Source organism: Enterococcus sp. DIV1368d (assembly GCF_050542975.1).
Classification (GTDB): domain Bacteria; phylum Bacillota; class Bacilli; order Lactobacillales; family Enterococcaceae; genus Enterococcus_D; species Enterococcus_D casseliflavus.
The window spans coordinates 2,729,074-2,741,191 of sequence record NZ_CP172939.1 but is presented as its reverse complement, the minus strand read 5'-3'; the positions used below and the strand labels follow the sequence as shown (position 1 = coordinate 2,741,191).

Annotated in this window: 9 protein-coding genes; all 9 read left to right on the top strand. The window is 43.3% G+C overall.

The features are described from left to right. The first annotated feature begins 2 nt into the window (after positions 1-2). The 9 genes from IGJ44_RS12880 to IGJ44_RS12840 all read left to right on the top strand — a co-directional run bounded on the left by IGJ44_RS12880 (position 3) and on the right by IGJ44_RS12840 (position 12,066). On the top strand, positions 3-836 hold the full coding sequence (locus IGJ44_RS12880; protein ID WP_005234188.1) for a carbohydrate ABC transporter permease: 834 nt from the start codon (positions 3-5) through the stop codon (positions 834-836). Between the two features lie 75 nt (positions 837-911). Continuing rightward, entirely contained in the window at positions 912-2,525 is a 1,614-nt protein-coding gene (locus IGJ44_RS12875; RefSeq protein WP_167826935.1) for a glycosyl hydrolase family 28 protein, read from the top strand. 422 nt (positions 2,526-2,947) lie between these two features. Continuing rightward, entirely contained in the window at positions 2,948-4,201 is a 1,254-nt protein-coding gene (locus IGJ44_RS12870) for a glycoside hydrolase family 28 protein (protein WP_167826936.1), read from the top strand. Positions 4,202-4,619: 418 nt separating this feature from the next. Then, complete coding sequence (locus tag IGJ44_RS12865) at positions 4,620-6,134, top strand: extracellular solute-binding protein (protein WP_167826937.1); 1,515 nt, start codon at positions 4,620-4,622, stop codon at positions 6,132-6,134. A gap of 279 nt (positions 6,135-6,413) precedes the next feature. Then, positions 6,414-7,082, top strand: a complete 669-nt coding sequence (locus tag IGJ44_RS12860) for a DUF1961 family protein (RefSeq protein ID WP_074535494.1) — start codon at positions 6,414-6,416, stop codon at positions 7,080-7,082. Next, complete coding sequence (locus IGJ44_RS12855) at positions 7,082-7,756, top strand: YesL family protein (protein ID WP_074535495.1); 675 nt, start codon at positions 7,082-7,084, stop codon at positions 7,754-7,756. Before IGJ44_RS12860 ends, IGJ44_RS12855 begins: the two co-directional genes overlap by 1 nt. Continuing rightward, positions 7,731-10,244: a hypothetical protein gene (locus tag IGJ44_RS12850; protein ID WP_074535496.1), complete on the top strand. Its 2,514-nt coding sequence runs from the start codon at positions 7,731-7,733 to the stop codon at positions 10,242-10,244. Before IGJ44_RS12855 ends, IGJ44_RS12850 begins: the two co-directional genes overlap by 26 nt. Beyond that, entirely contained in the window at positions 10,229-11,176 is a 948-nt protein-coding gene (locus IGJ44_RS12845) for an ABC transporter permease (RefSeq protein ID WP_005234199.1), read from the top strand. The genes IGJ44_RS12850 and IGJ44_RS12845 overlap by 16 nt, the downstream gene beginning before the upstream one ends. A gap of 11 nt (positions 11,177-11,187) precedes the next feature. Continuing rightward, entirely contained in the window at positions 11,188-12,066 is an 879-nt protein-coding gene (locus IGJ44_RS12840) for a carbohydrate ABC transporter permease (RefSeq protein ID WP_005234200.1), read from the top strand. Positions 12,067-12,118 lie beyond the last annotated feature (52 nt).

Here is a 12,118-nt window from a genome sequence, read left to right as displayed (position 1 = left end):
TGATGCGTGAACAAAAACAAAATTATTTCTTTGATGCCGTGATCTTAGTTGCTGCATTACTGATGCTTTATCCGATTTTCTGGCTGCTGTTTAGTGCCTTTAAACCTAGTAGTGACATTTTTCGAACGGCAACGGAGTTGATCCCCCGAAGCTGGACGTTAGAAAATTTTACCAAGGGGTTTGAAGGGATCGCAGGGATTCCCTTCATTCGCTATATTTTCAACTCGTTGCAAATCGCGTTGATTTCAATGGTAGGGGCGGTCTGTTCTTCGGCTGTCATTTCTTATGGATTTGGTCGAATTCCTTTCAAAGGAAAAGGCTTTTGGTTTGCTTGTATCTTGGTCACGATGATGCTGCCGCAAGAGATCATCATGGTGCCTCAGTATCTTTGGTTCAATCAATTAGGCTGGCTTAACTCGATTCGTCCGGTAACCGTTCCTTCATACTTCGGACAAGCTTTCTTTATTTTCATGATGGTTCAATTCGTCTCTGCGATCCCGACAGATTTAGATGAAGCAGCAAAAATGGACGGCTGTGGACGGGTCGGTATTTTCTTCCGTGTGATTCTACCGTTGATGAAGCCTTCCTTGGCAAACGCTGCGATCTTCTCTTTCTATTGGAAATGGGAAGAACTGATCGGGCCGATGCTGTACCTTACACGTCCGCAAAACTACACGGTATCGATTGCCTTAAAGCAGTTCCTAGATGCTAGCAGCACCTCCAATTGGGGAGCGATGTTCGCGATGTCTGTCGTCTCCTTGCTGCCTGTGTTGATCATCTTCTTTATTTTCCAAAAATACATTGTTGAAGGCATCAGCACGACTGGTCTTAAATAAGTGTGGAAAAAGATATTCGCTGTTTTGGAATATCTTTTTTCTATAGAATGAATTCGTTGAAGAAAGGACAAACTGATGGAACCATTTCAAGTAATTGATTTTCATGTCGTACCAAGCACGATCGGCGCTCATCAAGCGACCCTTATATGGGAGAAGCCGCTGCACGCCCAAGCTATTTTTGGTTATCAATTGTTTTTAGACAACGATTTGATCCAAACCAGACCAACAAACAAGACGCATTGGACGTTGACAAACTTATCTGCCGATCAAACGTATCAAGTAACGATTATCTGCCTCGATCATCAGGGGTGCCTGCTTACAAATACCGCAGTCACGACGACCTTTCGTACAAAGAAAAAAAGTGTTTTGTTAGATGTTACGCAAGCACCCTACCATGCTGATAGCGCAGGCAAAGAAGATAGTACCGCCATTCTCCAGCAAGCGATCAACGATTGCCCTAGCAATGGCACTGTCTGGATCCCAGCAGGGGCGGTGATCCTTTCTGGTGCTTTGGAGCTAAAAAGCAATATGATTTTTCAGGTAGATGGCACATTGCAAGCAAGCCTCGACATAGAAACATATCGGGTTGCCCCTCACGAGTATTTAGGAAGCGTGAATCAAGAGGGCTTGCCATTAAGCCGTTATGAAGGCTGGGAATTGTTTTGCTTCCGTTCATTGATCAACATTGGGTATATCGATCGGGGCGATCGAGGGCGTATCGTTTGTGAAAATGTCCGTCTTTGTGGCAAAGGAACGATCATTGGTGGCGGGAATCCATTAGGACTGGCGATGCGAAACTCTTATGCAGACCGTGAACAGTATCCAGAATATGTTTCTGATGGAAAACCTGGAAGACGAGTAAGGGGACGTTTGATCTGTATGATGCAGGCCAAAAACATCCATTTGACAGAGCTGACGTTGATTGATCCACCATGCTGGACTGTCCATATGATTTACTGTGACACCGTTGTGACCCATGGGGTGACTATTCAGTCCAAAGGCATCGACAATGGCGATGGATGGGATCCAGATTCTTCGCAAAATCTTCTGATTTTTGACACCGTTTTTGATACGGGTGATGATTGTATCGCAATCAAATCTGGTAAAAATCCAGAAGGAAATCACATCAATAGACCAGCGAAAAATATTCGGCTGTTTGATTTGGCTATTCGAGGGGGACATGGCATCGCGATTGGTAGTGAGCAATCTGGTGGTGTCGAAAATATCACTTTTCGAGATTGTCAACTGACCAATACGCTTTATGGGCTAGAATTGAAAGCGCAGAATGATCGTGGTGGCTATATTCGTCAAGTGACGATCATCGATTGCCTGTTGGATCGTTTCATGGCTCATCCTGTTGCTTACAATGCCGATGGTCAGGCAGCCCAACAGTTACCGATCATTTCGGATATTTTGGTCAAGAATACCTGTATCGTAGGGCAGAACCCTTTGGTCGAGCTAAAAGGGTTTGTCGATGAACAAGCACAGCAGGTTTCACCGATCCAACGCGTTGCTTTTGAGTCCGTTGCCTTTGAATCAGCTAAAGGGCAAAAGAAAATGATTTTTGAACAGTGTCAGGAGATCAGCTTTAAAGAGGCAGCGATCATTGATCGAGCGGCTATAAGTGACGCAATAAGTTGCCAAGAAACAGTCGAACTATCCATGGTGGGGCAAAAGAAACTCACGTAGAACAAGCTTTTGGAAATGATCTGCGTTGGTTTTCCCAATGAGAAACAGTTAGTTAAGCACCTTATTTCCTCCCTTGACAGGTTGCGCCTTTTTGCTTTTGTAGACAAAAAGGCGCATTTTTCTAACAAGAAAGGACGATGCAAAAAAAGACGATCCCCAGAAATCAAAAAGGACTTTCTTTTCCCGCTAAGGGGACTATAGTAAAGAATGTAGGAAAAAAGGACGCCAGAAAGCACATGGGAAAAGACAACGAGATGTGCCAAGAGGAACGCTTTACTTGATGGACAGCGCCAGTAAAAAGCACTCAGTTCTATCCAACGAAATGATAGATGAAAAAAGGTTGGCGATGCGCAATTTTTACAATCATGGGTATCGACAAACCTATCAACAGCTTAAAACAAAAACGTAGGAGGCAAGCAAGAATGGAAGACATCACGCAATTATTGCAACGAGAAATTGACCAAGCATCAACTGTGCAGGGAACAGTGATTACACCACCCGGCGCCTATCAAATCGGCGCATTGTTTTTAAAAAGCAATGTGCACTTGATTGTCTCAGAGGATACGATTCTGTATGGTAGTCAAGAACTGGCCGATTATCCCGAAGTAGATAATCGGGTCGCAGGGATCAATATGAAGTGGCCTGCAGCGATGATCAATGTTTTTCACGCAGAAAATGTCATGATCTCTGGAAAAGGAAAACTTGATGGTCGTGGAGAAACATGGTGGCAAACGTTTTGGGGAACAGATGAAGCCAGCGGGATGATGGCGGATTACGCAAAGAAAGGCTTACGCTGGGCAGCAGATTATGATTGCAAGCGCCCACGAAATATCCTTGTTTATGAAAGTCAGCAAGTAACCATCAAAGATATTTCGTCGGTACAGTCGGGTTTTTGGAATACCCAAATCACGTATTCTCACCACATATTGATCGACGGCATCACGATAGACAATGGAAAAGGGCCTAGTACTGATGGCATCGATATTGATTCCTGTGAAGAAGTCACGATTCAAAATGCCTACATTTCCTGCAACGATGACAATATCTCGATCAAGGCGGGACGTGGGGCAGAAGCCTTAGCCCAGCAAAGAAGCTGTCGGAAAATCACGATCAAAGACTGTCAGTTAGGGTATGGTTCAGGAATTGCCATTGGTAGTGAAACTTCGGGTGGGATCGAAGAGATCAAAATCCAAAAAGTTGTCTTTGAGCAAACTGGCGCAGGGTTTCGGATCAAATCCGCCAACAATCGAGGTGGATTTATACGCAAGGTCACTGCTTCGGATTTAACGATGAAGGATGTTGGCTTTCTTTTTCTCTTACAAACAAATTGGTACCCAGATTATAGTTATCCAGAACTGCCAGCTGATTATGAGGAAGAGATTCCCGACTATTGGCACAAATTGATGGTACAACCAGCTATTCCAGTAGGTCCAGCAAAGGTCTGCGACATTACTATTGAAAACGTGCAAGCTACCAAAACAGGACAACAAAGCGTGCGTGCTTTTTTCATCGAGGCCAGCCCAGCAGAACCGATCCGCAATCTAACATTAAAAAATCTTTCCATCCATGCCGACGAGTTCGGCAAGATTGCAGGAGTTGAGAACTTAAAGATGGTGGAAACGATCGTCACTGCGTTAGCGCCAACCTTGGATCAAAATGATGTGTATGAGCGGTAGTACTCTTTCTGTCAAATATGAATAAGTGGTGATCCGCTTAGTACTAAAAAACTGATGAATTATCAAAGAAGACCAATGAGTTGGTCTTTTTTTCATGATAAGATGTTCCCAAAGCTCTAACGAATAAGAACTTCAGTATTTAGGCTATGCTTTCTATAACTAGAATTTAAGAATGATAGGAATCAGAAAAACTGCGATAATAAGATTGATTGAGCGAACTAAGAACACGAAGAACTATTTATTCTTTTTCCTATAATTTACGATACCTGCAAATGTAGAGCAAAACTCCCTATCTAGCCATATATCAACGATTAACAAAAAATGTCAATTGCTGGAAATCCTGCTTTTCGTTATGCTTTTGGTATTGAAAGCGGTTTATTTAATCGGGCTCAACAACAAAATCTAAGGAGGAAAAGTAGTGAAAAAATTAAGTACGATTCTTGGTTTGGGGTTACTATCAGTCGCCTTTTTGTCGGCATGTGGGAAGGAGGAAGCAGGTTCCACAACAGATTATGATACGATTTCGATTTTATCGCCGTACATTGAAACTGAACCACCTGCAAGTGACAACGAGATTTTGAAGCAATTAGAAGCTTACACTGGCAAAAACATTGATATTACCTGGGCACCCAATACATCCTACGAGGATAAAATGAATATTACGTTAGCTTCAGATGATATTCCAGAAGTGATGGTCATTCAAGGAAAATCAGGAGGATTTATCAAGTCAGCAGAAAATGGCGCTTTTTGGGATTTGACCGACTATTTAGCTGATTATCCTAATCTCTCTCAATCTAACGAGGATGTTTTGCGTAATTCTTCTGTGAATGGCAAAGTGTACGGAATTTATCGAAAACGTGATGCGATGCGGACGGCGGTGATCATCCGAAAAGATTGGTTAGAAAACTTAAACTTGGATGTACCCGAAACGATCGATGATCTCTATGAGGTTGCCAAAGCATTTACTGAGAACGATCCCGATGGGAATGGTGAAAATGATACGTTTGGTTTGATTATTCCCCAATGGCCTGGCTCGATCAATTCAAATAGTCCTTACGATGTGTTAGCTACTTGGTTTGGGGCAGGAAATGCTTGGAAAGAAATAGACGGCGCTTTAGAGCCATCCTTTATGCAACCAGAATACCTAGAATCAATGCAATTTGTTAAAGATATGGTGGAACAAGATTATGTCAATCGTGATTTTGCAACCATGGCAGCAGATAAATGGGATGAGCCGTTTATCAATGGACGTGGTGGGATCATTATTGATACGTATTCACGAGCAGCACAAATCAGTAATAAATTATTACAAGCTGGAGAAGAAGACCTCGTCGTCTTTACAGGGAATTTAAAAGATAATAGCGGTACGATGAATGCGTTACCGACAGATGGCTATTCTGGTTTCTTGGCGATTCCTAAGTCGAGTGTCCAGACAGAGGAACATCTAAAAGAGGTGTTGACGTTCCTTGATAAATTAAATGATAAAGAAGCACAGGTATTGCTGAACAACGGAATCGAAGGAATCAATTTTGAAGTAGTGGATGGAATGTCCGTCGCACTAGAAGGATCAGAAGCTGAAGCGTTAGCCAATGCGGTCAAAGGGTACTCACAAATTGGGATGAATGTAACGGAAGATACCCTGTACTATATTGCTAAGCCTGATACAGAAGCGGCTACTGAAAGCTATGAAAAACGATTGTCATTGATGGAAGCTGATTTAGAGCACGCTGTCTTTAACCCAGCAGCCTCCTATAATACAGATACGTATGTAACAAAAGGGGCACAGCTTGATCAGATCATTAGTGATGCGCGGGTTCAATTTATTGCGGGACAAATCGATGAAGCGGGTTGGGAAGCTGCGATCGAACTTTGGAAGAATCAAGGAGGCACGCAGCTGATGGAAGAAACGAATACCCTTCATCAAGCACAATAACGACAGTCGAAGAAGGTTGAGTGGATCTTGCTCTCAACCTTTTTCTTTTTCAATGATTTTTTTCAGCTAATTATTCAGCTAATAAAATGGAGTACTATTCAGGTGAGACGAGACAGGTAGTAAGAAATCAGAAAAGAAAAAATGGAAAAAAACAAGTGGAAACCCTGATCTAACGCTTGATATCAAGGAATTCAAAAAAAGTCAATTGTTAGAAATGTAGGTCAAGTTTACTATGAAAAGAGAAAAGTAGCTCATATACGCATAAAAGGAGAAGAAGAAATGGTAGCGAAATTGATCTATGAAAATCCGCTGAATCAAGCAGCAGATATTCAACACTTTATTGCTGAAGGACAGCCCAAAATTACTTTCCAAGACGGGATGATTCTGGCGAATACGTATTCTGAAGAATCAAACAAACAACCACATTTTGTTTTATGGCTGCCTCAACAATTTCCAGCGGACCTACGAATCACCTGGCAGTTTCAACCACTGGCTGAACCAGGCTTATGTATGCTCTTTTTTGCAGCAGCCAATCGCAAGGGTGGCTCGATCTTCGATTCTGGAGTACCCAAACGAACCGGGGCATATCCCGAGTATCATTCTGGAGGGATCGATGCTTACCACCTTTCTTATTTTCGAAGAAAGTATGAGGAGGAACGGGCGTTTGAAACGTGTAATTTGCGCAAAAGCCATGGGTTTCATCTGGTCGCTCAAGGCGCAGACCCACTTCCGAATGTAGCAGATGCCCGAGGGTTTTATCACCTAAGAATCGATAAGGTAGGTGCAACGATTTCCTTTTGGATCAACGACTTATTGGTGTTAAGGTACCTTGATGAGGAACAGTTTGGTCCCGTATTAACTAAAGGAGCGATCGGATTTCGGCAAATGGCGCCAATGAAGGCCCGCTATAAAGACTTGAAGGTATATTCCTTAGAGGAGGAACGGTGATGAATTGGCAGAAAGCATATCAAGCAGCAGATTTTGTCTTTTATTGTTTGCTGATAAATGTAACCGTTATTATAGGTGCACTAGTAGGTGGGATCATCTTTGGACTGGCGCCTAGCGTACAAGCCGGATTCCACGTAGCAAAGAAAACCCTTAAACAGGAATCGCCGCCTTTTTTTCAAACGTTCTTTGGGTATTACCGCAGGAACTTTTGGCGATCGAATCGCTTGGGCTTGCCGATCATTCTCTTTTATTTGTGCCCCATGGTGGTGATCCAGCAAGGATTTTTAGCGGCATTGACTCAAACAGGCTTGATCCTATTGATCGTTAGCCAATGCGTCGCGATCGCTGTGATCAATACATTGCTTAGCATGTACGAATATTATGTGCTCCCATCGAAGAAGTACCTAGGCGCTTCGCTACGCTTTCTTTTTTTTCAACCTATTGGCACCTTTTTAGGCGTCCTTTGGTTTGGGATTTGTAGTACGATCAGCTTTTTTCTCCCCGGTCTCCTGCCATTTTTAAGTATTGGGATGTGGATCATTGGCACAATGGGGATTTACTTGAAATTATTTGATGAAAATGAACAAAAGCTAAAGCAACAAAACGATGCAGTTCAACCTGCAGAGAGGGAAGAGGAGGAAATCGAACATGGCATTGAAATGGCTCAAAAATAAACCTAAGGGAAAACGTGGGCTGAGTTTTGGGTATCCCTGGGAAAAAGGAGCTTTACAACCTGAGGTTCTAAGTGAGGAACTGTTTTTGCTGGGGGAGGAGCCGTTGCAAACGAAAGTACTGGCTTACTGGCCAGATGGCAGTGTGAAATGGACAGGACACAGTGGTCTGGTGGCAGAAACGACGCAGTTACTTTTTCAAAGAAAACAGCGTGTCCAGAAGAAACAGGCGATTGCTAGGGAAGCTTACAACGGTATTTATTTTGACAACGGTACGATCAAAGGCTTCTTCCCGAAACATGGGGAAGGGAAAAATGTATTGGACTGGGTAGCGGTCAATGGGCAGAAAAAATTGCAAGATCTTCACGCAATCCTGCAATACCAAAACAAAAAGGTGCAGTCCAAAGTAACGGACTTGATGTTGGAAGAAAATGGTTCCGAGAAAGCCGTTATCAAAGTATCGGGCGTCATTGAGATCAATCAAGAAGTGGTGCAAGAGTTTATTTTGCGGTTCCGTATCTTTCGCGAAATCAGCAAATTGGAAATCATTCATACGGTCATTATCATCAAACCACTTGCTTATGAAGGCATGGGGATAGCATTTGATTATGCGTTGACAGGTGAAAATTGGAATCGACAAGTCAAATTTATTGCAGATGCTGTGTATCATGAAGCGGCACAATTGTTACTTTCACGGCGACACTATCAACAAAACATTCCCTATCAAGAACAAGCCAGTGGACAGCTCGTTTCATTGACCCCAGCGGACGAGCCGATGCTGTCTCATGCGGTGGAAAATGCTATTTGGGATAATTTTCGGGTCAATCAAATCAATCATCGGTCATTTGAATTAGAAAAACAGACCGAAGCTGGGTACTGTTGGTTGCCCATTGGGGATGGCGAGCATTATTCAGGTACCTTTTACGCTGGGGGAGAAACCGGCGGCGTTGCTTGCAGCATGGAGAAATTTTGGGAAAAAGCACCATCTGCGATCGAGGTGACAGGCATCACCCAAAAAGAAACCCAAATCACGATGTGGCAGTGGTCACCGAATGCCAAGCCAATGGATTTTCAGCACTATTCCAAACGGGATCATATGCTTAGCGGATACGAAGGAATGGAAGAGGTTCGTTCGACGGCAGTTGGTGTAGCAAATACGACGCGTTGTTGGTTGGATCTATATGAAGAAGCCCCGTCAGAAGAAGTGTTGCTGGGCTTAGCTCAAGAAAACCAAGAACCTGCCCAGATCGTTTCATTGCCAGAGCGTTATCAAGAGACGAAGGTTTTTGGCAGGATCAGTTTACCAGACGAATCAACGAAAACGAAACAGTTGCTGGAGCAACAATTGGCTGAGATGCGTCAATTCTATTTAGCAGAAGTCCAACAAAGAAGTTGGTATGGCTATTGGAACTATGGTGATGTCATGCATACCTATGATCAGTTTCGACACCAATGGCGCTACGATCTTGGTGGGTACGCTTGGCAAAACACTGAATTGGTCCCTAACATGTGGCTTTGGCTAGATTTCTTACGGACTGGTGATCCAAGCGTCTACTATCTGGCTGAAAGCATGACGAGACATACTTCAGAAGTCGATCAGTATCATGCTGGTGAATACAAAGGATTAGGGTCACGGCATAATGTCGTTCATTGGGGCTGCCAAGCAAAAGAAGTTCGAATTTCAATGGCGGGTCTCCATCGCTACTACTACTATTTGACAGCGGATGAACGCATTGGGGAGATTATGGAACAAGTCAAAGACAATGAAACCTATGCTTTTGATGCGTTACCACCGATGCGCGAGTTTTATGAACGAGAAACGAAGCGGATACCGATTCGCATCGGACCAGATTGGGCTGCGCTAGTCTCGAACTGGTTTACCCAGTGGGAACGGACGAATGATCCTGTTTACCTTGAAAAAATTCGCACCGGCATCACCTGCATCAAAGCCATGCCCCAGCGCCTATTGTCTGGTCCCACAGTGTTATTTGATCCACAAGACAAAACCTTATCTTATATGGGAACTGGGAATTTTGGCGGCTATCACATGGTCATCTCCTTTGGGGCGCCGCAAGTTTGGTTAGAACTTGCTCAAGTGCTGGAAGACCCCGAGTGGACAGAGATGTTAGGGGAGTTTGGCTGGTTTTATAGCTTGAGTCCTGAGAGAAAAGCAGAAGAATCAAACGGGGGACTGACGGAACCTCATTTTGCCTGGCCAATGTTTGCGTCGACGATGATGGCCTTTGCTGGGCGAGTGCGTAACGATCAAGCAATCAGTCAAAGGGCTTGGCAGTTATTGCTTGATAATGACAAATCGGGTGTTCCATTGCCGATCGAAGCGACCATTGAAGCAGCGACAACGTGGAAAAAAATAAAAGAAATGCCGTGGGTATCGACCAATGTGTTGTCACAGTGGGGTCTAAATACGATTTGTTGTTTAGCACTGATCGGAGCGGAGTTAGAGGAGGAGAATGAATGGAAACAACAATAAAAAAAGTGCCGAAAACGAAAGAGCAATGGGGGAGTTTTCTCAACCATTTTAAACAAAATAAATGGCTCTATATTTTGACGATTCCCGGGATCATCTATTTTGCAGTATTTCGTTATGCACCGATGTATGGGTTGATCATTGCTTTCAAAGATTATGTGCCTTTTTTAGGAATCGCAGATAGTCCATGGGTCGGAACACAAAATTTTATGGATTTCTTCAATAATCCTGATTTCTTTCGGATCTTGTGGAACACGTTGATGATTGCCTTTTTAAACATCTTCTTTTCGTTTCCAGCACCCATCTTTTTGGCACTGTTACTGAATGAATTGCGCAACAAGCTGTTTCAGCGGACCATTCAAACCTTCGTCTATGTACCACATTTTCTTTCATGGACGATCGTCGTTAGTCTTTGGCATATCTTATTCAACATCGATCATGGAGCGATCACTCAATTTATCGCTTCGTTGACAGGCGTTGAAATCGACTTTCTCTCAGACCCGCAATGGTTCCGCCCCATGATCGTAATGCAATCGATTTGGAAAGAGATCGGTTGGGGGACCATTATTTATTTAGCTGCCTTATCAGGTGTGGATCAGGAACAATACGAAGCCGCGATCATGGATGGTGCAGGACGTTTTCGTCGTGTGTGGCACATCACTTTGCCTGCGATTCGTTCGACGATCATCATTATGCTGATCATGCGGATCGGGTCGATTTTGTCTACTGGGTTTGATCAGATTTTCTTGATGACCAATCAGTTGAACCGAACAGTAGCAGATGTTTTTGATACGTATGTGTATATGATGGGGATCACCAATGGCGCTTACAGTTACTCAACAGCCGTCGGATTATTTAAATCGATCGTTGGGATCATCCTCGTACTTTGTACCAATAAATTAGCGAAACGCTTTGGCGAAAGCGGCTTATACTAAGGAGGAAAAAGATGGATACTTTACACAATACGAAGGCAGGGAAAATATTTGACATTTTTAATGCGCTATTTTTGGCATTGATTGGGTTATTCATGGTGATTCCTTTTATTTATGTGATCGCAGGTTCATTTGCTACGGAGTTAGAATTGACCACACGTTCGTTTTTCTTATGGCCAAATGAGATCAGTCTCGACTCCTATCGCTTTATTTTTTCAACCAACACCTTTATCCGTAGTTTGCTTGTAACGGTCGGCGTTACCATCGTTGGCACGCTGGTGCAGCTTTTCTGTACCTTCACCTTTGCCTATCCTTTATCACGCAAGCACCTAAAAGGACGGAACACCTTGTTGAATCTCGTGATTTTTGCAATGCTCTTTTCAGGTGGGATGATCCCAACGTTTATCGTGGTGAAAAATTTAGGACTGATCAATTCTTATTGGGCATTGATTTTGCCAATCGCGATCAATCCGTTCAACTTAATGATCATCAAAAACTTTTTCCAAGAAATGCCGATCGAATTGGAAGAATCCGCCAAGATGGATGGCTGTACGGAACTAGGGATCTTATGGAAAATCATTTTGCCTTTATCAAAACCAGTGATCGCGACCTTCACCCTTTTTTACGCCGTTGGTATCTGGAACGACTTCATGAGTGGATTGCTCTATATCAACGATTCAGCAAAATGGCCGATTCAGTTATTGTTAAGACAGATCACGATGGCCTCCAGTGGTGCCAATGCGTTAGCAAGTATGGACCCCAACTATGTGCCGCCTGAACAAGGAATCAAATTTGCAGTCATCATTGTGGCGACTTTACCAATTTTGATCTTCTATCCGTTTTTGCAAAAACATTTTGCCAAAGGAATGCTGATTGGATCCGTCAAAGGATGATACACTTCAATAGTTGTGGATAGGTTGTCATGCGTTTTTTCGCATGACAATT